Source organism: Thermomonas flagellata (genome assembly GCF_022419185.1).
Lineage (GTDB): Bacteria > Pseudomonadota > Gammaproteobacteria > Xanthomonadales > Xanthomonadaceae > Thermomonas > Thermomonas flagellata.
This window is the reverse complement of record NZ_JAJOZK010000007.1, coordinates 45,436-69,180: the sequence shown is the minus strand read 5'-3', so window position 1 is coordinate 69,180 and position 23,745 is coordinate 45,436. Positions and strand designations below refer to the sequence as shown.

Here is a 23,745-nt window from a genome sequence, read left to right as displayed (position 1 = left end):
GGGCGCCGCGCCGGGGCACGGCAACCGTCGTCCGGGCGATGCAGCGTTCTGCCGCCGGCGGCGTCAGCGCCCGCCGCGCGGGCCGCGCCCGCGGCCGCCCGGCTTGCCGCCGCGGCGCGGGCCGGGGGCGGCGTGCCCGCCGTGGGCGTGGTCGGAGGGGAAGCTCGGGGCGTTGCCGGGATGCCCGTAGGGTTTGGGCGCGCGCGGCTTGGCGGCGAACGGGCGTGCCCCGCGCGGGCCCGGGTTGCGGTGCCCGGCCGGGCCGGTGCCGGCGCCCTCCGGCACGTACCAGGTGCGCATGGCCGCCGGGTTCTCGCCGCGCGCCTCGCCCGGGCGCAGCTTCTGCCCCGGCTGGCGCGGGCCTTTGAGCTTGATCTTCTTGCTCGCCTGCTTGGCGGCCATTTCGCCGGTCACGGTCAGCGCGGCGGCGGGCCGCTGTCCGCCGCGGCGGCCGCGCTCCTCGCGGAACTGGTCGAAGCGGCGCAACTCGCGGCCCTCGTCCGCGGTGACGTGGCCGTTGACATAGCCCTGCCCGCGCGCATGGCCGGTGACCACGGTCTTGCCCGCCTTGCGCTGGCCGATCACCGGCATCAGGGTGAGTGCCGACGGGACCGCATCCTCGAGCCCGACCGCCTGGCGCAGCGCGGCGACCTCGGCCGGCGGCAACTCCTGCACCTGTCCGCGCAGCAGCGGCTGCGGCAGGCGCACCTGGCCATAGCGGATGCGCTTGAGGCGGCTGACCTGGCAGCCCTGCGACTCCCACAGCCGGCGCACCTCGCGGTTGCGGCCTTCCTTCAGCAGCACCCGGAACCAGTCGTGCGAGTCGCTGCCGCCGATTCGCTCGATCTCGTCGAACTTGGCCGGGCCGTCCTCCAGCGCCACGCCGCGGGCCAGCCGCTCGACGATGCGCTCGGGCACGCGTTCCTCGCCTTCCGGCGGGCGCACCCGGCAGACGTACTCGCGCTCGACTTCGTGGCTGGGATGCATCATCGCATTGGCCAGCTCGCCGTCGGTGGTCAGCAGCAAGAGGCCGGTGGTGTTCGCGTCGAGGCGGCCGATCGCGATCCAGCGCGCGCCCTTGAGCGCGGGCAGGGTGTCGAACACGGTCGGGCGGCCCTCGGGGTCGTCGCGGGTGGTCAGCTCGCCTTCCGGCTTGTTGTACATCAGCACCCGCGGCGGGTCGGTCAGCGCGGTGGCGACGAAGGTCTTGCCGTCGAGTTCGATCCGGTCGCCGCCGCTGATGCTCATGCCGGTCTGCGCGACCTCGCCGTTGACCTTGACCTGGCCTTCGGCGATGCGCTGCTCGAGTGCGCGGCGCGAGCCGAGGCCGGCCTGTGCCAGCACCTTGTGCAGGCGTTCGCTGATGCGCGGGGATGGGGTGTCGGCGATCTGGCCGCGCTTGAGGCTGAGGGGGCGGCGGGTCGGGGTGTCAGGCTTGCTCATGCGTATGCTCCGGCGCGGCAACGGGCGCGGCGCCTGGGTGGGGAAGGGCGGTGGGTTCGGGATCGCGGGAGGCGTCGGGATCGCTGTCTGGCGGCACGGGCGATCCGGCCGCGTCCCCGCTGTCGGCCGCCGTGTCGGAGGCGGCGGCGGGGATCGCCGGCAGCGGCAGCTCCGGTTCCAGTTCGCCGATCTCCTTCAGTTCCGACAGCGGCGGCAGCTCGTCCAGGCGCTTGAGCCCGAAGTAGTCGAGGAACTCGCGGGTGGTGGCCAGCAGCTCGGGCTTGCCGGGCACGTCGCGGTGGCCGACCACCCGGATCCAGCCGCGCTCCTCGAGCGCCTTGATGATGCTGCTGTTGACCGTGACCCCGCGGATCTGTTCGATCTCGCCGCGGGTGATCGGCTGCCGGTAGGCGATCAGTGCGAGCGTCTCCAGGGTGGCGCGGCTGTACTTGGTCTGGCGCTCGGTCCACAGCCGCGCGACCCAGGGGTGGATCTCGCGCCGGACCTGGTAGCGCCAGCCGCTGGCCACCTCGACCAACTCCACCCCGCGGTCCGCGCAGGCGGCCTGCAGTTGTGCGAGGGCGGCCTCGATGCTGCCGTCCGGGGCGGGTTCGTCGAGCGGGAACAGGCCCTTGAGCTGCACCAGCGACAGCGGCTGCTGCGCGGCGAGCAGGGCGGCTTCGACGATGCGGGTGACCTGCGCGGGATCGATCTGGCTCATGCCGGGGTGTCGGGTTCGGGGTCGGCGAAGGCCTCGCCGTCGGGAGCGCCGCCGGCCTGCGCGCCGGCCAGCGATTTCACGTAGATCGGCGCCAGCGGCGCCTCCTGCACGATGTCCACCAGCTGCTCCTTGGCCAGGGTCAGCAGGGCGAGGAAGGTGACCACCACGCCGAGCCGGCCTTCCTCCGCGGCGAACAGCGCCTCGAAGCGCAGGAACGCGCCGTCGGCGAGGCGCTCCAGCAACTCGCCCATGCGCTGGCGCACGCTCAGCGCGTCGCGCCGGATCGCATGCTGGCCGAACAGCTCCGCGCGCTTGAGCACGTCCTGCAGGGCCAGCAGCAGCTCGCGCAGCTCGACCGGCGGCGGCACCCGGATCGCCGCGCGGTCGGGCACGTGCGCGGCGACGGGCACGGTGTCGCGCTCCAGCCGCGGCAGGGCGTCGAGGTCCTCGGCTGCCTTCTTGTAGCGCTCGTATTCCTGCAGTCGGCGCACCAGCTCGGCGCGCGGATCCTCCTCCTCGGCGCCGTCCTCGGCCGGCGGCCGCGGCAGCAGCATGCGCGACTTGATCTCGGCCAGCATGGCGGCCATCACCAGGTAGTCCGCGGCCAGCTCGAAGCGCAGCTCGTGCATGGTCTGGATGTACTCGACGTACTGGCGGGTGATCTCCGCCACCGGGATGTCGAGGATGTCCAGGTTCTGGCGCCGGATCAGGTACAGCAGCAGGTCCAGTGGCCCCTCGAACGCCTCCAGGATGATCTCCAGCGCGTCCGGCGGGATGTACAGGTCCTGCGGGATCTGCAGCACCGGCTGGCCGAGCACCACCGCCAGCGGGATCTCCTGCTGGCGGGGCGCCATCGCCGGGTTGTGGGCGGCGCCCGCGGCGGCGCCGGATTCGGATGTCATCGTCGGCGGCCCCCTCCGGGCCACGGCAGCAGCGGTTCCGGCGCGGGGCCGGGCACGGCGGTTCGTTCGGTGATGGCCTGCGCCGGGCCGGCCGGGCCGATGCGGCGGCGGCGGGTGGCGAGGATGGCCGGTCAGTGGGCGCGGTGCGGCGTGGGGAGGCCGGCGGTGCGCGGGGCCACGGGACGGGCCGGAAGCGACGGGGCTAAGCCTAAGCATTCCCCGGCGGGCTGTCCACTGGCCGCGCCTACAATGGCGGCCGGCGTTCATCCGGGAACAACGGCATGTGGTACGTGATCGAGGGGTACGACGGGCAGGACGTGCTGGCGCAGCGGCAGGCCGCGCGCCCGGCGCATCTGGCGCGGCTGCACGCCCTGCGCGACGCGGGCCGGCTGCTGCTGGCGGGTCCGTGTCCGGCGATCGATGCCGAGGACCCCGGCCCTGCCGGCTTCAGCGGCAGCCTGATCGTCGCGGCGTTCGAATCGCTGGAGCAGGCGCAGGCCTGGGCCGAGGCCGATCCCTACGTTGCTGCCGGGGTCTACCGGCGGGTCGAGGTGCGGCCGTTCCGCAAGGTGCTGCCGTGAGCCTGCCGGCCGACGCGCGCGCGGCGCGGCTGGCGCGCATCCGCGCACGGCTGGAGGCCGCGTTCGCCCCGCAGCGGCTGGACCTGCGCGACGACAGCGACCGTCATGCCGGCCACGCCGGCGCGCGCGATGGCCGCGGGCATTTCGCCGTGACCATCGTCAGCGCGGCGTTCGCCGGGCGTCCGCCGCTGGCCCGCCACCGGCAGGTGTATGCCGCGCTCGGCGAACTGATGCAGACCGACATCCACGCGCTCGCGATCCGTGCGCTGGCCCCGGGCGAGGACACCGCGCCGCCCGCTGGCGGGCAGGACGGGGCGTGAAAGTTTTGTTGCGCCGCCGCAAGTAAACGTTTCCAGCGGCAACCTCACCCTTTGCGAATCAATGGGTTGTGATTCGACGCGGCGGACGCGCGCCGGTTTGCGGCGGCTGTGCTTGCGTCCGCGATGGAAACGTTTACAGTCGCGCCGTCGTTCCGGGGGACAGGCATGACGGTGACCATCAAGGACGTTGCGCGCGAGGCCAAGGTCTCGGTGGCCACGGTGTCGCGCGCCCTCAACGGCCAGCAGAACGTGGCCGAGGCCGTGCGCCGGCGGGTGCAGGCGGTCGCCGAGCGCCTGCGCTACACCCCGCACCACGCCGCGCGCAGCCTGAGCAGCCGCCGCACCGGCACCATCGGGGTGGTGCTGCCGGAGGTGTACGGCGAATTCTTCTCCGAGCTGATGCAGGGCATCGACCAGGTCGCGCGTATGCACGGCCTGCACCTCTTGGTCTCGTCCTACCACGGCGACCCGCGCGAGCAGGGCGACGCCCTGCGCGGGATGCGCGGACGGGTCGACGGCCTGCTGGTGATGTCGCCCTACGCGGATGCCGACGGCCACCTGGCCGAGGCGCTGGCGGCCTGGCCGCAGGCGGTCAGCATCGGCGCCCGCGCGCCGCAGGGCATCGCCCGGGTCGGGATCGACAACCACGCCGGTGCGCTGGCCATGGTTCGCCATCTGGTCGAGGCGGGCCATCGCCGGATCGCGTTCATCGCCGGGCCGGAGGACAACTTCGACGCCGCCGAGCGCCTGCGCGGCTACCGCGAGGGGCTGGCGACGCTGCTGCCGGGCGCGGATGCCGACGTCCTGCCCGGCGACTTCCGCGAGGCGTCCGGCGCGCGCGCGGCGCAGATGCTGCTGGCGCGCGCCGACCTGCCGGACGCGGTGTTCGCCGCCAACGACATGATGGCGCTCGGCTGCCTGTCGGCGCTGACCGCCGCCGGCCGCCGGGTGCCGGACGACATCGCGGTCGCCGGCTTCGACGACATCCCGCTGGCGCGCTACGTACCGCCGGGGCTGACCACCATGCGGGTCGACATCGCCGGGCTCGGCGCCGCGGCGATGCGGCGCCTGCTCGACGCCGAGGCGCCCGCACCGGGCCTGCGCGTGCCCGAGCTGGTGGTGCGCGCCTCCAGCGGTCACGTGCGGCCGACGCCGGCCCCTGCGCCCACGCCTGCATCCACATCCGCATCCAAGGCCGGCCGCCGCCGGCCACGCTCCACTGCATCCACTGTTGCCAAACGCTGATCGCCATCCGGAGGGGAGTCCCATGCAACGCACGCACCGGTCCACCACGCCGCGGTCCACGCCGCATCGCACCCTGCTGGCCTGCGCGCTGGCCAGCTGCCTGATGCTGGGGGGCGCCCCGGCGCTGGCGCAGTCCGCCAACGCCACCCTGCGCGGCAAGGCGCCGGCCGGCGCCGAGGTCACCGCGGTCAACACCGCCACCGGGCAGGTGCGCAAGGTCAAGGTCGCCGCCGACGGCAGCTTCGCGCTCACCGGCCTACCGCCGGGCACCTACAAGGTCGAGGCCGGCCCTGGCACCGAGAAGACCGTGACCCTGGCGGTGGCGACCTCGGTCAACCTCGACCTGCTGCCGCCGGGGCAGGGCGGGGTCAAGACCCTGGACACGGTCACCGCGACCGGGGTGGCGTTGCAGGAGGTCAAGACCTCCGAGGTCGGCAACAACGTCTCGCTCAAGACCATCAGCACCCTGCCGCAGGTGTCGCGCAACTTCCTCGAGTTCGCCGACACCGTGCCCGGCATGCAGTTCGAGGCCAACCCGAACGGCACCACCCAGCTGCGTGGCGGCGCCCAGACCACCAGCGCGATCAACGTCTTCATCGACGGCGTGGGCCAGAAGAACTACGTCCTCACCGGCGGTATCACCGGCCAGGACCAGAGCCGCGGCAACCCGTTCCCGCAGCTGGCGATCGGCGAGTACAAGGTCATCACCTCCAACTACAAGGCCGAGTACGACCAGGTCGCCTCGGCGGTGGTGATCGCCGCCACCCGCTCCGGCACCAACGAGTTCTCCGGCGAGATCTTCGGCCGCTACACCGATACCGGCCTGCGCTCGCGCACGGTGTCGGAGGTCGGCGCCGGCGCGGCCAAGCAGAAGACCGAGCAGAAGGAATACGGGGTCGCGCTCGGCGGCCCGATCATCCGCGACCGCATGCACTACTTCGTCAGCTACGAGGCCAAGGACTTCGTGGTGTCGATGCCGCCGGTCGCGGTGCCCAACCAGTGGGCCTCGTTCGCGGGCTTCCTGCCGGCCGCGGCCAAGGACCAGCTCGGCCCGGCCACCGCGCCGTTCAAGGAGGACCTGTACTTCGCCAAGTTCGACTGGGACCTCGGGATGGACGACCGCATCGAGCTGTCGTTCAAGCGCCGCGACGAGAACGGACGCACCGACGTCGGCGGCATCACTGCCGCCTCGGCCTCCAAGATCAACTACAACACCGAAGATCGCTACGACCTGCGCTGGACCCATTACGGCGCGGCGTTCATGAACGAGGCGCGGCTGACCTACGAGGACGCGCTGTTCAATCCGCGCCCGTACCGGATCGGCAACCAGTCGATCTACACCGTCGGCATCAATCCCAACAACGTGCTGCTGTTCGCCGACGCCACCAGCGCGCTGGCGATCCAGCGCAAGGGGCAGAAGGGCCCGGCGTTCCAGAACGACATCACCTTCAACAGCTTCGACTGGCACGGCAGCCACGTGATCAAGGCCGGCGTCAAGATCAAGCACGTCGAATTGATCCAGAGCGAGAACTCCGACCTGATCCCGTCGTTCCGCTACGCGGTCAACGACGGCAGCCTGCCGCCCAGCCCGTACACCCCGGTCGGCACCAACGCGATCCCCTACCAGGTCAATTTCAACGCGCCGTTCGCCGGGGCCGCGCCGATCGTGACCACCAAGAGCCGGCAGATCGGGCTGTACGTGCAGGACGACTGGGACGTGACCGACAAGCTGCAGCTGAACATCGGCGTGCGCTGGGACTACGAGAAGATCCCCTCCTACGTGGACTACGTGACCCCGCCGGAGGTGGTGGCCGCGCTGACCGGGCCGGGCACCAACCCGGCGGTGTCCGCGACCTACGCGCAGCAGCTGGCCAAGGGCGGCATCAACATCAACGACTACATCAGCAACGGCCATAACCGCAAGGTCGACAAGAACAACTTCGCCCCGCGCCTGGGCTTCTCCTACGACATCAACGGCGACGAGAGCCTGGTGTTCTTCGGCGGCTTCGGCCGCAGCTACGACCGCAACCTGTACGACTACATGGGCCTGGAGCAGGTCAAGTCGGCGCTGGCCTCCTACCAGATCCAGTTCGTGCAGAGCACCGGCTGCACCCCGGCGCCCGGCTCCTGCGTGAACTGGGATCCGAAGTACCTCAACGGGGTCGAGAACCTGCAGGCGCTGGTGACCTCGCGGGTGCGCAACGGCGAGATCGACCTGCTCAACAACAACCTGAAGACGCCGTATTCCGACCAGATGTCGCTCGGCCTGCGCGCGCGCCTGGTGGACTGGAACGTCTCGGCCGCGCTGAGCAACGTGCACAGCAAGGAAGGCTTCGTGTTCACCCTCGGCAACCGCTACCCGGACGGCAAGTTCTGGTCGGCGCCGTCGTGGAACGCGAACGACGTGGCGCAGCCGTGGGAGCACGCACCGCCGGGCTTCGGGCCGCTGATCCTGGGCAACAACGGGATCGAGACCAAGACCAGCCAGCTGCTGCTGAGCGCGGAGAAGCCGTACGACAAGGCCTCCGGCTGGGGCGTCACGGTCGCCTACACCTACAGCCATGCCAAGGGCAACCGCGGCGGCGACGAGCACTATTCGTTCGACGCGCCGACCATCGCCGACTACCCGTTCATCTACCTCAGCGTGGTGCCCAAGCACCGCCTGGTGGCGACCGCGATCCGCGACCTGCCCTGGGATGTGACCCTGTCGGCCAAGCTGACCCTGGCCTCGCCGCCGCCGCTGAACGCGATCGTGGGCTGGTGGGAATACGGCGCCAGCCCGCGCCCGCCGCTGATCGTGGCCGCGTTCCCGCCGCAGAGCATCGGCACCAAGCAGCTCGACCTGGCGCTGTCCAAGGACTTCCGCCTGTTCGCGGGGATGACCTTCCAGCTGCGCGCGGACGCAATCAACGTGTTCAACAACAAGAACTACAACTCCTACAACATCAACTGGGGCAGCAACGGGATCTACAACCCCGTGATCGACCTGATCACCACCGGCGGCGGCGTGAACAGCTACACCACGCCGCGCACCTACTTCCTCTCCGGGCGCCTGAGCTGGTGATGGCGATCCCGGCCGCAGCACGCCACCGGGGCCCGCGCGAGCGGGCCCCGGCATGAGGGAGGCGGGGATGGACGACGGCGCGATCCGGCGGGTGGTGGTGGTCGGCGGCGGCTCGGCCGGCTGGATGGCGGCGGCGGCCTGCATCCGCCACCTCGCGCCGGCCTGCGAGGTGCACCTGGTCGAGTCCGAGGAGATCGGCACGGTCGGGGTGGGCGAGGCCACCGTCCCGCACATCCGCACCTTCAACACCCAGGTGCTGGGGTTGGACGAGGCCGAGTTCGTGCGCGCCACCCAGGGCACGTTCAAGCTCGGCATCCAGTTCCGCGACTGGGGCCGCCGCGGCGATGCCTATTTCCACGGCTTCGGCAGCGTCGGGCTCGACCTCGGGCCGGTCGCGTTCCACCACTACTGGCTGCGCGCGCACCGGCACGGGCTGGCCCGGCCGCTCGGCGAGTACGCGCTGCAGGCCAGCGCCGCCGCGCAGGGGCGGTTCCTGCCCGGCGCCGCGGACGCGCCGGCCGGCTCGCCGCTGGCCGCGGTGGCCTACGCCTACCACTTCGACGCCGGCCTGTACGCGCGCTTCCTGCGCCGCTACGCGGAGCAGCGCGGGGTGCGCCGGCACGAAGGGCGGATCGTCGGGGTCGAGCAGCGCGGCGAGGACGGCTTCGTCGCCGCGCTGCAACTGGAGGACGGCCGCCGCATCGCGGGCGACCTGTTCCTCGACTGCTCCGGCTTCCGCGGCCTGCTGATCGGGCAGGCGCTGGGCGTCGGCTACCAGGACTGGAGCCACTGGCTGCCCTGCGACCGCGCGCTGGCGGTGCCCAGCGCGCGCGCGCCGGAACTGGCGCCGTACACCCGCTCGACCGCGCTGGAGGCCGGCTGGCAGTGGCGGATCCCGCTGCAGCACCGCACCGGCAACGGCCATGTCTACTGCAGCCGCTACCTGAGCGACGACGAGGCCGCCGCGCGCCTGCTCGGCAACCTCGACGGCGCCGCGCTCGCCGAGCCGCGCCCGCTGCGCTTCACCACCGGCCGCCGAGAGCGGTTCTGGGAGCGCAACGTGGTCGCGGTGGGGCTGGCCAGCGGGTTCATGGAGCCGCTGGAATCGACCAGCCTGCTGCTGGTGCAGACCGCGATCCTGCGCCTGCTGGACATGTTCCCGACGCGCGCCTGCGACCCGGTGCTGGTCGCGCGCTACAACGCGGCGACGATCTTCGAGTACGAGCGCATCCGCGATTTCATCATCCTGCACTACAAGGCCAACCAGCGCGACGACAGCCCGTTCTGGCGCGACTGCCGGCACATGCCGGTGCCGGATGGCCTGCAGGAGACCATCGACCTGTTCCGGCGCACGGGCAGGTTCTACCGCAACGGCGAGGAGTTCTTCGCGCTGCAGAGCTGGGTGCAGGTCATGGTCGGCCAACGCCTGCTGCCGGAGCGCTGGCACCCGTTCGCCGACCAGATGCCGGAGGAGGAATTGGTGCAGTTCCTGCAGCACGTGCACGCGGTGATCCGCAACTGCGTGGAGGCCATGCCGCCGCAGCAGGCCTTCATCGACCGCCACTGCCGCGCGCCGGAGGCCGCATGATCGGGCATCTGGCGCGGCGATTGGGGATGCCCGTCGCCCTCGCCCTGGCCCTGCTGCTGGGCGGGTGCGGGCGTTCCCCGGCGCCGCCGGCGGCGGCCGACCCCGCGCCGGCGCGCGCGGTGCAGGCCCTGCCGCCGCTGGTGGAGGATCTGGAGCGCAGGACTTTCGACTGGTTCTGGGAACTGGGCAATCCGGACAACGGTCTGGTGCCCGACCGCTGGCCGACGCCCTCGGCGTCCAGCATCGCCGCGGTCGGCTTCGGCCTGACCGCGTACGGGGTCGGGGTCGAGCGCGGCTGGATCACCCGCGCCGAGGCGGTGGAGCGCACCCTGGCCACCCTGCGCTTCTTCGCGCGCGCGCCGCAGGGGCCGAATGCGAGCGGCGCCGCCGGCTACCGCGGCTTCTTCTACCATTTCCTCGACATGGACACCGGCACCCGCGCCGGCAGCAACGAGCTGTCGAGCGTGGACACTGCGCTGCTGCTGGGCGGGGTGCTGTTCGCGCAGAGCTACTACGATCGCGAGGACCGCAAGGAGGCGGAGATCCGCCGCCTGGCCGAGAAGATCTACCGGCGGGTGGACTGGACCTGGATGCAGGCGCGCCCGCCGTGGATCGCGATGGGCTGGAAGCCGGAGGAGGGCATGCTCAAGCACGACTGGCAGGGCTACAACGAGGCGATCCTGGTGTACGTGCTGGCGCTGGGCTCGCCGACCCACCCGGTCGGAACCGATGCCTGGCAGGCGTGGACCTCCACTTACGACCGCACCTGGGGCACCTTCTACGGCCAGCAGCACCTGAGCTTCCCGCCGCTGTTCGGGCACCAGTACTCGCACATCTGGATCGACTTCCGCGGCATCCAGGACGACTACATGCGCCGGCGCGGGCTGGACTACTTCGAGAACAGCCGCCGCGCGACCTATTCGCAGCAGGCCTACGCGACCGCCAACCCCGGCGGCTGGGCCGGCTACGGCAAGCACGTGTGGGGCCTGACCGCCTGCGACGGGCCGACCGATGCCAGCTTCGACTATGCCGGCAGCACCCGCCTGTTCCACAGCTACTCGGCGCGCGGCGCCGGCATCGAGTACGTGCTCGACGACGGCACCCTGGCGCCGACCGCGGCCGCCGGCTCGATCGCGTTCGCGCCGGAGATCGTGATCCCGGCGATCACCGCCATGCACGAACGCTACGGCCGCGACATCTACGGCGAGTACGGCTTCCTCGACGCCTTCAACCCCAGCTTCACCTTCGCCGGCGCGACCCTCAAGCACGGCCGGCTGACGCCCAGTGGCTGGGTCGACACCGACTACCTCGGGATCGACCAGGGCCCGATCGTGCTGATGATCGAGAACTACCGCAGCGGCTTCGTGTGGGAGGTGATGCGGCGCAATCCCCACATCCGGCGCGGGCTGGAGCGCGCCGGCTTCCGCGGCGGCTGGCTGCAGGCGGCCGCCGCGCCTGCCGGCGCGGCCCGGAGTACGGGCGGCTGAGCATGCGCGCGCGCCTGTGCCCGCGCTGGCTGCTGCTCGGCCTGCTGCTGGTCCTCGCCGGCTGCGCGCGCGAGGGCGACGGCCGGCGGGTGGTGCGGCTGTGGGCGATGGGCTACGAGGGCGAGGTGGTGGCGCGCCTGCTGCCGGAGTTCGAGCGCGCGCATCCGGGCATTCGGGTCAAGCTGCAGCAGCTGCCGTGGACCGCCGCACACGAAAAGCTGTTGACCGCCTTCGCGGGCGACGCGCTGCCGGACGTGGTGCCGCTCGGCAACACCTGGATCGCCGAGTTCGCCGCGCTGCGTGCGCTCGAACCGCTGGATCCGTGGTTGCGGCGGCCGGGCGGGATCGATCCCGGCGACTACTTCCGCGGCGCCTGGGATGCCGGGGTGATCGATGGGGTGACCTACGCGGTGCCGTGGTACGTCGAGACGCGCCTGCCGTACTACCGCAAGGATCTGCTGGCCGCCGCCGGGGTGGCGCGCCCGCCGCGCGACTGGGCCGAGTGGCGGACGGCCATGCAGGCGGTCAAGCGTCAGGTCGGCGCGGACCGCTTCGCCATCCTGCTGCCGCTCAACGAGTTCGAGCCGCTGCTCAACCTCGCCGTGCAGCAGCCGGAGCCGCTGTTGCGCGACGGCGGGCGCTACGGCAACTTCCGCAACCCCGGCTTCGTGCAGACGCTGGGGTTCTACCGCGGCCTGTTCGACGCCGGGCTGGCGCCGCGGGTCGACAACACCCGCATCTCCAACGTGTGGGACGAATTCGGGCGCGGCTATTTCAGCTACTACATCAGCGGCCCGTGGAACATCGCCGAGTTCCGCGCGCGCCTGCCGGCGCGGCTGCAGTCGGCCTGGGGCACGATGCCGCTGCCGGGCCCGCGCGGGCCGGGCGCCTCGGTCGCCGGCGGCACCAGCTTCGTGGTGTTCCGCAGCGCGCGCGACAAGCCGGCGGCGTGGGCGCTGGTGGCCTGGCTGTCGCAGCCGGCGCAGCAGATCCGCCTGCACGCGCTCACCGGCGACCTGCCGCCGCGGCGCTCGGCATGGGACACGCCGGCGCTGGCGCGAGATCCCAACGCGCAGGCCTTCCGCGCCCAGCTCGAGCGCGCGGTGCCGGCGCCGAAGGTGCCGGAATGGGAGCGCATCGCGCAGGAGCTGCGGATCGTCGGCGAGCAGCTGGCCAACGACCGCCTGAGCGTGGCGCAGGCGGCCGCGGAGATGGACCGTCGCACCGACGCCATCCTCGCCAAGCGGCGCTGGATGCTCGACCACCGCCGCGGGGCGCTGCCGTGAGCGCGCGCGCGCTGGCCGGCTGGCTGTTCGCGGCGCCGGCGCTGCTGGTGATCGGCCTGTTCTTCGGGCTGCCGGTGTTGGCCGGGCTGGCGCTGAGCCTGACCGACTTCGACATCTATGCGCTCGCGGACCTGCGCAACCTGCGCTTCGTCGGCCTCGGCAACTACCTGGCCCTGCTGCAGGACCCGCTGTTCTGGAAGGCGCTGGGCAACACGTTCTACTTCGTGCTGGCCGGGGTGCCGCTGTCGATCGCGCTGTCGCTGTTGGCCGCGCTGCTGCTGCACTCGGCGCTGGCGCGCGGCAAGGCGTTCTTCCGCACCGCGCTGTTCGCGCCGGTGGTGACCACGGTGGTCGCGGTGGCGCTGATCTGGCGCTACCTGTTCCATACCCAGTACGGGCTGGTGAACTGGCTGCTCGGGGCGCTCGGGATCGCGCCGGTGGACTGGCTGGGCGACCCGCGCTGGGCGATGCCCACCATCATCCTGTTCGCGGTGTGGAAGAACTTCGGCTACAACATGGTCATCCTGCTGGCCGGGCTGCAGGGCATCCCCGAGGACCTGTACGAGGCGGCGCGGATCGACGGCGCCTCGCGCTGGCGGCAGTTCCTGCACATCACCCTGCCGCAGCTCGGGCCGGTGCTGCTGCTGGTCGGCATCCTGACCATGGCCGGCTACTTCCAGCTGTTCGCCGAGCCCTACGTGATGACCCAGGGCGGGCCGCTGCAGAGCACCGTGAGCGTGCTGTACCTGATGTACGAGCAGGGCTTCAAGTGGTGGAACCTGGGCAGCGCCTCGGCGGTCGCCTTCCTGCTGTTCCTGATCATGAGCGCGAGCACCAGCCTGCTGCTGTGGTGGGCGCGCCGGCGCGGGGTGGAGTGATGCGCCTGCCGCGCGTGCTGCCCGCGATCGTAGTGAACGGCCTGCTGCTGGCGCTGGCGGCCTTCAGCCTGCTGCCGCTGCTGTGGATGCTGTCGGTCTCGTTCATGCCCGCGGGTGCGGCCAGCCATTTCCCGCCGCCGCTGCTGCCGCAGGCGCCGACCTGGGACAACTACCGCGCGCTGTTCCTGCGCGCCGGCATGGGCCGGCATTTCCTCAACAGCCTGGTGGTGGCCGGCGGGGTCACCGTCATCTCGCTGCTGCTCAACACCATGGCCGGCTACGCCTTCGCCAAGCTGCGCTTCGCCGGCCGCGAGCGGGTGTTCCGCCTGCTGCTGGCGGTGCTGGTGATCCCGGGGCAGGTGGCGATGATGCCGCTGTTTTTGATGCTCAAGCCGCTGGGCCTGATCAACACCTACCTCGGGGCGATGGTGCCCGGGCTGGCCGGGGTGTTCGGCATCTTCCTGGTGCGCCAGTATGCGCGCGCGATCCCCGACGACCTGCTGGACGCGGCGCGGATCGACGGCGCCGGCGAGTGGCGGATCTTCGTGCAGATTGTGCTGCCGGTGCTGCGCCCGATCCTGGTGACGCTGGCGGTGTTCAGCTTCCTCGGCGCCTGGAACGACTTCATGTGGCCGCTGATCGTGCTCAGCGAGGACCGCCTGCAGACCCTGCCGGTGGCGCTGGCCGGGCTGTCGCGCGAGCACGTGCAGGACAACGAGCTGATGATGGCCGGCGCGGTGGTCACCGTGCTGCCGGTGCTGCTGCTGTTCCTGGCCCTGCAGCGGCATTACCTGCAGGGGCTGCTGCTGGGCAGCGTCAAGGGCTGAGCGGCCGCCGGGCCGCAGGTGCGGGACGAGGAGGACGGATGCGATCGACGTGGGGCAGGCGGCTGGGCGCGCTGGCGCTGGCGGCACTGTGGGCGCTGCCGGCGGCCGCGGCGGAGCCGGCGCGGCGGCTGGACGGGTTTTCCGAGGCCGCTGCGTGGCAGGTGGTGGCCTCCGATCAGGTCGAGGGCCGGCTGCAGCCGGAGGCGGGTGGCGACGGCCGCGCGGTGTGCCTGGTCTACGACTTCCACGGCGTGTCCGGCTATGTGGGCCTGCGCCGCGCGCTGCCGCTGGCGCTGCCGCCGAACTATGCCTTCGACCTGCGCCTGCGCGGCAGCGGTGCGCGCAACGAGCTGCAGTTCAAGCTGGTGGATGCCAGCGGGGACAATGTGTGGTGGGTGCGCAGGCCAGGCTTTTCGCCACCGGCGGCGTGGACCGACCTGGTGCTGCGCCGGCGCGAGGTGGAGAAGGCCTGGGGCCCATCGCCACAGGCCGAACTGGACGCGAGCGCCAGCCTCGAGATCACCCTCGCCAGCGGCGAGGGCGGCAAGGGCCGGCTCTGCTTCGATGCGTTGCGCCTGCGCACGCTCCCGCCGCGCGACGATTCGCCGCTCACCGGCCAGCTGCGGCCCGCCGGCCGCGGCGGGGTATACGACCTTGGCCGGGTGCGCGAGTTCGGCGGCGTGCGGTTGCAGTGGGCGCCGGGCGCCGCCGCCGGCGACTACCGGGTCGAGGGGTCTGACGATGGCCGGCATTGGCGCACCTTGCGGCGGGTGATCGCCAGCGACGGCGGCGAGGACGCGCTGGCGCTGCCCGACAGCGAGGCGCGCTACCTGCGCGTGGTGCCGGCCGCGGCGGCCGGGCCGGCCCTGCGCGCAGTGGAGGTGCAGCCGCTCGCGTTCGGCGCCAGCCCGAACGCGTTCCTGCAGGCGCTGGCGCAGCGCGACCCGCGCGGCACCTGGCCGCGCGGGTTCTCGGGCGAGCAGCCCTACTGGACGATCGTCGGCATCGACGGCGGCCGCGAGCAGGGGCTGATCGACGAGGACGGCGCGATCGAACTGGGCAAGGGCGGGCCGCGGGTGGAGCCGTTCCTCGCGGTCGATGGCCGCCTGCTGACCTGGGCGGACGTGCAGACCACGCAGTCGCTGCAGGACGGCGACCTGCCGATCCCGTCGGTGGAGTGGGCGCATCCGGACCTGCGGCTACGGATCACCACGTTCGCCAGCGGCCGCCCGGGCGATGCCTGGCTGCACGCGCGCTACCGCCTGGCCAACACCGGGCCTGCAGCGCGCGAATTCGCACTGGTGCTGGCGCTGCGGCCGCTGCAGGTCAACCCGCCGCGCCAGTTCCTGGCCGTGCAGGGCGGGGTCAGCCCGCTGCATGCGGTGTCCGCCGGGCGCGACCGCCTCGCCGGCGACCGCTGGCAGGTGTGGCTGGGGCAGCCGGCCAGCGCGACCCTCGCAACCACCCTCGACCGCGGCGAGCTGGTGCCGCTGCTGCGCGCGCGGCTGGCCGCGCCGGGCGCCGTGGCCGCCATCGGGGCGCCGCCGCGCCGCCTGCACGACCCGCAGGGACTGGCCAGCGCGGCGGTGGTGTACCGCCTGCGCCTGGCGCCGGGAGAGGCACGCGAGATCGATTGGCGCAGCCGGCTGGAAGGTCCGATGCCGGCCCGCCCGCCCGCCGGGCCGCCGGTGCCCCAAGTGCAGGCGGAGGTCGCCGCGGCCTGGCGCGCGCGGCTGGACCGGGTCGGGTTCGCGGTGCCGCCAGAGGCGCGCAAGCTGGTGGACACCCTGCGCACCGCGCTGGCGCACATCCTGATCAGCCGCAGCGGACCGCGCCTGCAGCCCGGCACGCGCTCCTACGCGCGGGCCTGGATCCGCGATGGCGCGATGATCGACGAGGCCCTGCTGCGGCTGGGGCATGCCCAGGTCGCCGAGGACTTCGTGCGCTGGTTCGCGCCCTACCAGTTCACCAGCGGCAAGGTGCCCTGCTGCGTGGACGACCGCGGCAGCGACCCGGTGCCGGAGAACGACAGCCACGGCCAGCTGATCCACGCCATCGCCGAGGTGTACCGCTACACCGGCGATCGTGCCTTCCTCGCGGCGATGTGGCCGCACGTGCAGGGCGCGGTGGCGTACATGGAGCAGCTGCGCCAGAGCGAGCGCACCGAGGCCAACCGCGCGCGCGACCCTGCGTTCTACGGGCTGATGCCGGCCTCGATCAGCCACGAGGGTTATTCCGCCAAGCCCATGCATTCCTACTGGGACGACGCCTGGGCGCTGCGCGGCTACAAGGACGCGGTGGAGATCGCGCGCTGGCTCGGGCATGCCGACGCCGCCGCGCGCTATGCGGCCGCGCGCGACGAGTTCCGCGCCGACGTGCTGGCCTCGCTGCGGCTGGCAATGGCGCGGCACGGCATCGATTACCTGCCCGGCGCGGCCGAACTGGGCGACTTCGACGCCACCTCCAGCACGGCCTGGCTCGCGCCCGGGGGCGAGCAGGCACGGCTGCCGCAGGACGCGCTCGCAGCCACCTTCGAGCGCTACTGGGCGCAGTTCGTCGCCCGCCGCGACGGCACCCGCGCGTGGAAGGACTACACCCCCTACGAGCTGCGCACGGTCGGCAGCATGGTCCGCCTGGGCTGGCGCGAGCGCGCGCTGCAGGCGCTGGCCTTCTTCCTGCGCGACCAGCAGCCGCCGGGCTGGAACCAGTGGGCCGAGGTGGTCTCGGCCACCCCGCGGGTGCCGTTCTTCCTCGGCGACCTGCCGCATGCCTGGGTGGAGTCGGACTACATTCGCGCCGCGCTCGACCTGTTCGCCTATCCGCGCGAGCAGGACGACGCGCTGGTGCTCGCCGCCGGCCTGCCGGCGCAGTGGCTGCAGGGCGAGGGCGTGGCGGTGCGCCGGCTGCGCACGCCGCAGGGCGAGCTCAGCTACCGCCTGCACGCGCAGGGCGGGGTGCTGCAGGTGGAGATCGCCGCCGGCCTGCAGCTGCCGCGCGGCGGCCTGGTGCTGGCGCCGCCGGCGCCGTGGGCCCGGGGCCAGGTGGAAGGCGGCCCGCCGCTGGTCGGTGGCGAACTGCGGATCGACCGCCTGCCGGCGCGCCTGGCCATCCTGCCCGGCGCCGCGGACTGAGCGCGCAAAAAACGGGCCGCGCACTGCGCGGCCCGCACGCCGACGCGGGGGAGGGGTGGCGTCAGTCGGGCAGCGGATCGGCCAGGCTGCGGCCGTGGCTGGCGATCACCTTCGCGTACCACAGCGCGCTGTCCTTCGGGGTGCGCTCCTGGGTCGCATAGTTCACGTGCACCATGCCAAACCGCTTGGAATAGCCCAGCGACCACTCGAGGTTGTCCAGCAGCGACCACAGCATGTAGCCGCGCACGTCCACCCCGGCCTGGATCGCCGCATGCACCGCGCGCAGGTGGCGGTGCAGGTAGTCGATCCGCAGTGGATCGCGCACGCGCCGGCGGCCGTCCTCCTCGATCCGCGCCTGCGGCGGGTCGTAGAACGCGGCGCCGTTCTCGGTGATGTAGACCGGGATCTCGCCGTAGGTGCGGCGGAACCACAGCAGCAGCTCGGTCAGCGCCTGCGGGTACACCTCCCAGCCGGTCTCGGTGTAGGTGGACTGCGGCTGGCGCACCGCCCCGGCGTTGAGCGGGTAGCTCTCCTGCGCGCGGGTCACGCTGCGGGTGTAGTAGTTGATGCCGACGAAGTCCAGCGGCTGGCGGATCAGCGCGAAGTCCTCCGCCGGCCAGTCCGGCCAGGCGTCGCCGAAGATTTCCTTGAGCTCCGGCGGGTAGTGGCCGAGCAGCGCCGGATGCAGGTACTGCTCGTTCATGTAGGCATGCGCGCGGCGGGTGGCGGCGGCGTCCGCGGCGCTGTCGCTGGCCGGGTACTTGGGCTCGATGTTCACCACCAGCCCGATCCGGTGCCGGCCGAGCGCGCGGTAGGCCTGCACCGCCGCGCCGTGCGCGCGCATCAGGTTGTGGCTGGCGATCGGCGCCTCGTAGCGGCTGCGGTGGCCGGGCGCGAGCGCGCCGTGCAGGTAGCCGCCGTCGGTGATCACCCACGGCTCGTTGAGGGTGACCCAGGTCTTCACCCGGCCGTCGAGCGCGCGGTACAGCACCGAGGCGTACTCGGCGAACCAGTCCGCGCAGTCGCGGTTGAGCCAGCCGCCGCGGTCGTCCAGCGCCGCCGGCAGGTCCCAGTGGTAGAGCGTGAGCAGCGGCTCGATGCCGTTCTCGAGCAGGGCATCGACCAGCCGCGAGTAGAAGTCCAACCCCTTCGGGTTGACCCGTCCGGTGCCCTCCGGCAGCACCCGCGACCACGACACGCTGAAGCGGTAGGCCTGCAGCCCGAGCGACTTCATCAGCGCCACGTCCTCGCGCCAGCGCCGGTAGTGGTCGCAGGCCACGTCGCCGGTGTCGCCGTTGAGCATCATCCCCGGCGTGTGCGCGAAGCGGGTCCAGATGCTCGGGCCGGCCCCGTCGGCCAGCGGCGAGCCTTCGATCTGGTGGGCGGCGGTGGCCGCGCCCCACAAAAAGCCGTCGGGGAAGCGGAAGTCACAGGTCTCGGCGGGCGCGGCGGTCACGGGCGGCGGGCTGGCATGTAAACGGTTACATGGCAGAATAGCCGGGCTTTCGGCGGTTTGCACCTGCCGGTTGCAGCCGAATCCGATCGTGAGGGGAGGCCATGGCCGAGGTCGTGCTGGAATCCGTGCGCAAGGTGTACCCGTCCGGGCAGGTCGCGATCCCGGGCGCGAGCTTCACGGTGGCCGACGGCGAGCGGGTGGTGATGGTCGGCCCCTCCGGCTGCGGCAAGACCACCCTGCTGCGGATGATCGCCGGGCTGGAGGCGATCAGCGCGGGCACCCTGCGGATCGGCGCGCGCGTGGTCAACGACGTGCCGCCGGCCGAGCGCGACATCGCGATGGTGTTCCAGAGCTACGCCCTGTACCCGCACATGACGGTGGCGGAGAACATGGCCTTCGCCCTGCAACTGCGCCGTTTCCCGCGCGCGCAGATCGAGGAGCGCGTGCGCGAGGCGGCCGAGGTGCTGGAACTGGGCGCGCTGCTGCAGCGGCGGCCGGCGCAGCTGTCCGGCGGCCAGCGCCAGCGGGTCGCGCTCGGGCGCGCGCTGGTGCGGCACCCGCAGGTGTTCCTGCTGGACGAGCCGCTGTCGAACCTGGACGCGCGCCTGCGCGCCGGCATGCGCGCGGAGATCGCGCGGATCCATGCGCGCACCGGCACCACCATGCTCTACGTCACCCACGACCAGGTCGAGGCCATGACCCTCGGCCAGCGCATCGTGGTCCTGCGCGACGGCCGGATCCAGCAGATCGACACCCCGATGGCGCTCTACCGCGACCCGGCCAACCTGTTCGTGGCCGGCTTCATCGGCAGCCCGGCCTTGAACGCGCTGGCCGGCACCGTGGTCGCCGACGGCGGCCCCGCGCTGCAGCTGGCCGACGGTAGCCGGATCGCGCTGGACGGCGTGCCGGCGCCGCCGCCCGGGCAGCAGGTGGTGCTCGGCCTGCGCCCGGAGCACCTGCTGCCGGCGGCGCCGGGCACCGGCGCGGCGTTCCGTGCGCGGCTGGAGTCGGTCGAGCCGGTGGGCAACGAGGTGTTCCTGAACCTCGCGCTCGGCGGCGAGCGCCTCATCGCGCGGATGCCGCCGGAGCAGGTGCCCGAACCGGGGGCGGAGGTCGCGGTCGCGCTGCGCCCGGGCCAGGCCCTGTTCTTCGCCCCCGACGGCCGCCGGCTGCGGCCCTGAGGCTCGCTATACTGCCGCCGCGGCCCCCCGGCCGCGGCCTTCCATCGCCTGCCGGATCAGGCACTTGCGCGAGGGAGGTCCCGCCTTGAGGTTTCATAGCGGCGTGCCGCCGCGGGGTCCCACGACGCGCATGCGCCTGTCCACCATCAAGCTGTCCGGCTTCAAGTCCTTCGTCGATCCGACCACCCTGCACCTGCCGACCAACTTCACCGGCATCGTCGGGCCGAACGGCTGCGGCAAGTCCAACATCATCGACGCCATCCGCTGGGTGATGGGCGAGAACGCCGCCAGCCGCCTGCGCGGCGATTCGCTGGCGGACGTGATCTTCTCCGGCAGCTCGGCGCGCAAGCCGGTCTCGCAGGCCTCGGTCGAGCTCATCTTCGACAACAGCGACCGCACCATCGTCGGCGAGTACGCCGCCTACAACGAAATCTCGGTCAAGCGCACCGCCGGCCGCGACGGCCAGAGCCAGTACTACCTCAACGGCAGCAAGTGCCGCCGGCGCGACATCACCGACCTGTTCCTCGGCACCGGGCTCGGCCCGCGCAGCTACTCGATCATCGAGCAGGGCATGATCACCCAGGTGATCGAGGCCAAGCCGGAGGAGCTGCGCGTCCACCTCGAGGAGGCGGCCGGCATCTCCAAGTACAAGGAGCGCCGCCGCGAGACCGAGACCCGCATCCGCCACACCCGCGAGAACCTCGACCGTCTCAACGACCTGCGCGAGGAGGTCGGCAAGCAGCTGCAGCACCTGGCGCGGCAGGCGCGCCAGGCCGAGCAGTACACCGCGCTGCAGGAGGAACGCCGGCACAAGGACGCGCAGTGGCAGGCGCTCGAGTTCCGCGCGCTGGACGCGCGCCTGCGCACGCTGCGCGAGGCGCTGGCGCGCGAGGAGACCCGGCTCGAGCAGCTGGTGGCCGAGCAGCGCCATGCCGAGCGCGCGCTGGAGACCGGCCGCGCGCAGCGCCAGGGCGCGGCGGACGCGCTCGCGGCGGCGCAGGCCGCGGTCTATGAGGTGAGCGCCGCCTTGGCGCGGGTCGAGCAGCAGATCGCGCACCAGCGCGAGCTGGCGCAGCGCCTGCTGCGCGCGCGCGACGAGGCGCAGGCGGCGCTGGCCGAGATCGGCGGCCACATCCAGGACGACCAGCAGAAGCTGGAGACGCTGCGCGCGTCACTCACTGAGGCCGAGCCGCGCCTGCTGGCCCTGCAGGAGGAGGACGCGCAGCGCCAGGACGCCCTGCGCGAGGCGGAGGCGCGGCTGGCCGAGTGGCAGCAGCGCTGGGACGCCTACAGCCGCGACCAGGCCGACGCCGCGCGCGCCGGGGAAGTGGAGCGCACCCGCATCGAGCAGCTCGACCGCCAGATCCTGGACGCCGACCGCCGCCGCCAGCAGCTGCGCGAGGAGCGCGCCGGGCTCGACCTCGACGCGCTGGCGGAGGCCTTCGAGCAGCTGCAGCTGCAGCACGCGACCCAGAAGGAATCGCTGGAGGCGCTGACCGTCGAGGTCGAGGCGCGCAAGCAGGCCAGCGCCGAGGTGCAGGAGCGCCAGCGTCAGGTGCAGGCCGAGCTGGCCGAGCTGCGCAAGCAGGCGCAGGCCGCGCGCGGCCGGCTGGCCTCGCTGGAGACCCTGCAGGCGGCGGCGCTCGGGCAGGAGCAGGGCGCCGCGCGCGATTGGCTGCAGGCGCAGGGCCTGCTGGACGCCGCGCGGGTGGGCGAGCGCCTGCAGGTGGAGGCGGGCTGGGAGAACGCGGTCGAGGCCGCGCTGGGCCAGCTGATCGAAGCGGTGCTGGTGGACGCGCCGGAACAGCTGGTGGAGGCGCTCGCCGAGTTCGGCGAGGGCCGGCTGGCGCTGGTGGCGGCCGCGGACGATGCCGGTGCCTATCCGGCCACTTCGCTGGCGGCCAGAGTGCAGGGGCCACGCGCGATCCGGCGCCTGCTGGCGCGCCTGCACGTGGCCGAGGACCTGGCCGCCGCGCGCGCGCTGCAGGCCACGCTGGGCGAGGGCGAGTCGGTCATCACCCGCGGCGGCGAGCGCCTCGGCGCCGGCTGGGTGCGGATCGCGCGCTCCGGCGCCGCCCGCCAGGGCGCGCTGCTGCGCGAGAAGGAGCTGCAGGCCCTGCGCGCAGAGATCGCCGCGCACCAGCAGCGCGAACAGGCGCTGGAAGCGCAGTCGGCCGAACTGCGGCAGGCGCAGCTCGCCGCCGAGCAGCAGCGCGAGGACGCGCAGCGCCAGCTCTACCTCGCCCACCGCGGCGTGTCGGAACTGGCCGGGCAGCTGCAGGGCCAGCAGGGCCGGCTGGACGGCGCGCGCAGCCGGATCGCGCGGATCGACGCCGAGCTGGCGCAGATCGGCGAGGCGCTAGAGGCGAACAAGGAGCAGGCGGCGGAGGCGCGCCTGCGCCTGGAGGAGGCGCTCGAGCGCATGGCCGCGCTCGAATCCACCCGCCATGCGCTGGAACAGGACCGCCACGCCCTGACCGCCGCGCGCGAGGCCGCCCGTGGCGCCGCGCGCAGCGCGCGCGAGGCCGCGCACGCATTGGCGCTGGCGCTGGAGGCGCAGCGGGTGCAGGCGGCGGCGCTGGCGCAGGCGCTGGAGCGCATGGGCAGCCAGCGCGGCCAGCTGGACGCGCGCCTGGGCGAACTGGCGGCGCAGCTGGCCGACGGCGATGCCCCGGTGCAGGCGCTGGAGCAGCAGCGCCAGGCCGCGCTCGCCGAGCGGGTGCGCAGCGAGCGCGCGCTGGCGGAGGCGCGCAGCGTGCTCGACGGGATCGACGCCGACCTGCGCCAGCACGAGCAGCAGCGCCAGCAGCGCGATGCCGAGGCGATCGCGCAGCGCGAGGCGATCGCGCAGCGCCGGCTGGAGCTGCAGGCACTCGCGCTCAAGGCCGAACAGTACGCCGCCGCGGTCGCGACTGCCGGCTTCGTGCTGGAGGAGGTCGTCGCCGCGCTGCCTAAGGATGCCGACCCGGTGCAGTGGGCGCGCGAGGTGGCCGAGCTGGACGCGCGCCTGCGCCGGCTGGAGCCGGTCAACCTGGCCGCGATCGCCGAGCACGCCGAGGCCGTGCAGCGCAAGGAATACCTCGATGCCCAGCATGCCGACCTGACCGCCGCGCTGGAGACCCTGGAGGAGGCGATCCGCAAGATCGACCGCGAGACCCGCGGCCGCTTCAAGGACACCTTCGACCGCGTCAACGCCAGCTTCCAGGAGCTGTATCCGCGCCTGTTCGGCGGCGGCCACGCCTACCTCGAGCTGAGCGGCGAGGACCTGCTGGACGCCGGCGTGACCATCATGGCGCGCCCGCCGGGCAAGCGGGTGGCGAACATCTCGCTGCTGTCCGGCGGCGAGAAGGCGATGACCGCGGTCGCGCTGGTGTTCGCGATCTTCCGCCTCAACCCGGCGCCGTTCTGCCTGCTCGACGAGGTGGACGCGCCGCTGGACGAGGCCAACGTCGGCCGCTACACCCAGCTGGTGGCGGAGATGAGCGAGAAGGTGCAGTTCCTGGTGGTGACCCACAACAAGGTCACGATGGAGGCCGCGCACCAGCTGTCGGGCGTGACCATGCGCGAGCCCGGCGTGAGCCGGCTGGTGTCGGTCGACCTGGCCGAGGCCGCGCGCCTGGCCGGGGTGGCCTGAC

The 23,745-nt window shown here is 72.7% G+C and carries 15 protein-coding genes and 1 pseudogene; 12 read left to right on the top strand and 4 right to left on the bottom strand.

The window, feature by feature from the left end; genetic code table 11:
* Positions 1-63 precede the first annotated feature (63 nt).
* From ML340_RS07960 to ML340_RS07950, 3 genes and pseudogenes are all read right to left on the bottom strand, one after another.
* A complete protein-coding gene (locus ML340_RS07960; protein WP_240098483.1) occupies positions 64-1,443 on the bottom strand; it encodes a pseudouridine synthase in 1,380 nt (459 codons plus the stop codon).
* Positions 1,444-1,465: 22 nt separating this feature from the next.
* Positions 1,466-2,155 (bottom strand): annotated as a pseudogene (gene scpB / locus ML340_RS07955) (SMC-Scp complex subunit ScpB); the annotation flags it as partial.
* A 5-nt stretch (positions 2,156-2,160) separates the two neighbouring features.
* The gene (locus ML340_RS07950) at positions 2,161-3,018 is read right to left on the bottom strand and encodes a segregation and condensation protein A (protein WP_425608297.1); all 858 of its coding nucleotides are present in this window, start codon (positions 3,016-3,018) and stop codon (positions 2,161-2,163) included.
* Between the two features lie 329 nt (positions 3,019-3,347).
* On the opposite strand from ML340_RS07950, the gene ML340_RS07945 reads away from it, so the two are divergent.
* The 10 genes from ML340_RS07945 to ML340_RS07900 all read left to right on the top strand — a co-directional run bounded on the left by ML340_RS07945 (position 3,348) and on the right by ML340_RS07900 (position 17,473).
* The gene (locus ML340_RS07945; protein ID WP_240098479.1) at positions 3,348-3,647 is read left to right on the top strand and encodes a YciI family protein; all 300 of its coding nucleotides are present in this window, start codon (positions 3,348-3,350) and stop codon (positions 3,645-3,647) included.
* Positions 3,648-3,649: 2 nt separating this feature from the next.
* Positions 3,650-3,967 carry a BolA family protein gene (locus tag ML340_RS07940; protein ID WP_275672683.1) on the top strand — a complete coding sequence of 106 codons (318 nt, stop codon included), beginning with the start codon at positions 3,650-3,652 and terminating at the stop codon, positions 3,965-3,967.
* Between the two features lie 165 nt (positions 3,968-4,132).
* A complete protein-coding gene (locus ML340_RS07935) occupies positions 4,133-5,212 on the top strand; it encodes a LacI family DNA-binding transcriptional regulator (RefSeq protein WP_240098476.1) in 1,080 nt (359 codons plus the stop codon).
* A 22-nt stretch (positions 5,213-5,234) separates the two neighbouring features.
* Complete coding sequence (locus ML340_RS07930; RefSeq protein WP_240098474.1) at positions 5,235-8,276, top strand: TonB-dependent receptor; 3,042 nt, start codon at positions 5,235-5,237, stop codon at positions 8,274-8,276.
* Between the two features lie 67 nt (positions 8,277-8,343).
* On the top strand, positions 8,344-9,864 hold the full coding sequence (locus ML340_RS07925; protein WP_240098472.1) for a tryptophan halogenase family protein: 1,521 nt from the start codon (positions 8,344-8,346) through the stop codon (positions 9,862-9,864).
* Positions 9,865-9,890: 26 nt separating this feature from the next.
* On the top strand, positions 9,891-11,351 hold the full coding sequence (locus ML340_RS07920) for a glucoamylase family protein (RefSeq protein ID WP_240098463.1): 1,461 nt from the start codon (positions 9,891-9,893) through the stop codon (positions 11,349-11,351).
* Positions 11,352-11,353: 2 nt separating this feature from the next.
* Positions 11,354-12,637, top strand: coding sequence for a sugar ABC transporter substrate-binding protein (locus ML340_RS07915; protein ID WP_240098461.1), 1,284 nt, complete (start codon positions 11,354-11,356; stop codon positions 12,635-12,637).
* The gene (locus ML340_RS07910) at positions 12,634-13,515 is read left to right on the top strand and encodes a carbohydrate ABC transporter permease (protein WP_240098459.1); all 882 of its coding nucleotides are present in this window, start codon (positions 12,634-12,636) and stop codon (positions 13,513-13,515) included. Before ML340_RS07915 ends, ML340_RS07910 begins: the two co-directional genes overlap by 4 nt.
* Complete coding sequence (locus ML340_RS07905) at positions 13,515-14,342, top strand: carbohydrate ABC transporter permease (protein WP_240098457.1); 828 nt, start codon at positions 13,515-13,517, stop codon at positions 14,340-14,342. Before ML340_RS07910 ends, ML340_RS07905 begins: the two co-directional genes overlap by 1 nt.
* Before the next feature lie 38 nt (positions 14,343-14,380).
* Entirely contained in the window at positions 14,381-17,473 is a 3,093-nt protein-coding gene (locus ML340_RS07900) for a discoidin domain-containing protein (protein ID WP_240098455.1), read from the top strand.
* Positions 17,474-17,534: 61 nt separating this feature from the next.
* On the opposite strand, the gene ML340_RS07895 is transcribed toward ML340_RS07900, so the two are convergent.
* Entirely contained in the window at positions 17,535-18,929 is a 1,395-nt protein-coding gene (locus ML340_RS07895; RefSeq protein WP_240098453.1) for a GH1 family beta-glucosidase, read from the bottom strand.
* A gap of 101 nt (positions 18,930-19,030) precedes the next feature.
* Between ML340_RS07895 and ML340_RS07890 the strand changes: the two genes are divergently transcribed.
* Positions 19,031-20,110: an ABC transporter ATP-binding protein gene (locus ML340_RS07890; protein ID WP_240098451.1), complete on the top strand. Its 1,080-nt coding sequence runs from the start codon at positions 19,031-19,033 to the stop codon at positions 20,108-20,110.
* Between the two features lie 130 nt (positions 20,111-20,240).
* Complete coding sequence (gene smc / locus ML340_RS07885; RefSeq protein WP_240098449.1) at positions 20,241-23,744, top strand: chromosome segregation protein SMC; 3,504 nt, start codon at positions 20,241-20,243, stop codon at positions 23,742-23,744.
* Position 23,745: the final 1 nt, after the last annotated feature.

Excerpts from the sequence above, each read along its gene's own strand:
- smc (WP_240098449.1), top strand. The coding sequence starts at position 20,241 with ATGCGCCTGTCCACCATCAAGCTGTCCGGCTTCAAGTCCTTCGTCGAT.
- ML340_RS07945 (WP_240098479.1), top strand. The coding sequence starts at position 3,348 with ATGTGGTACGTGATCGAGGGGTACGACGGGCAGGACGTGCTGGCGCAG.
- ML340_RS07920 (WP_240098463.1), top strand. The coding sequence starts at position 9,891 with ATGCCCGTCGCCCTCGCCCTGGCCCTGCTGCTGGGCGGGTGCGGGCGT.
- ML340_RS07915 (WP_240098461.1), top strand. The coding sequence starts at position 11,354 with ATGCGCGCGCGCCTGTGCCCGCGCTGGCTGCTGCTCGGCCTGCTGCTG.
- ML340_RS07960 (WP_240098483.1), bottom strand. The coding sequence starts at position 1,443 with ATGAGCAAGCCTGACACCCCGACCCGCCGCCCCCTCAGCCTCAAGCGC.
- ML340_RS07930 (WP_240098474.1), top strand. The coding sequence starts at position 5,235 with ATGCAACGCACGCACCGGTCCACCACGCCGCGGTCCACGCCGCATCGC.
- ML340_RS07925 (WP_240098472.1), top strand. The coding sequence starts at position 8,344 with ATGGACGACGGCGCGATCCGGCGGGTGGTGGTGGTCGGCGGCGGCTCG.
- ML340_RS07905 (WP_240098457.1), top strand. The coding sequence starts at position 13,515 with ATGCGCCTGCCGCGCGTGCTGCCCGCGATCGTAGTGAACGGCCTGCTG.
- ML340_RS07900 (WP_240098455.1), top strand. The coding sequence starts at position 14,381 with ATGCGATCGACGTGGGGCAGGCGGCTGGGCGCGCTGGCGCTGGCGGCA.
- ML340_RS07950 (WP_425608297.1), bottom strand. The coding sequence starts at position 3,018 with ATGGCGCCCCGCCAGCAGGAGATCCCGCTGGCGGTGGTGCTCGGCCAG.
- ML340_RS07890 (WP_240098451.1), top strand. The coding sequence starts at position 19,031 with ATGGCCGAGGTCGTGCTGGAATCCGTGCGCAAGGTGTACCCGTCCGGG.
- ML340_RS07935 (WP_240098476.1), top strand. The coding sequence starts at position 4,133 with ATGACGGTGACCATCAAGGACGTTGCGCGCGAGGCCAAGGTCTCGGTG.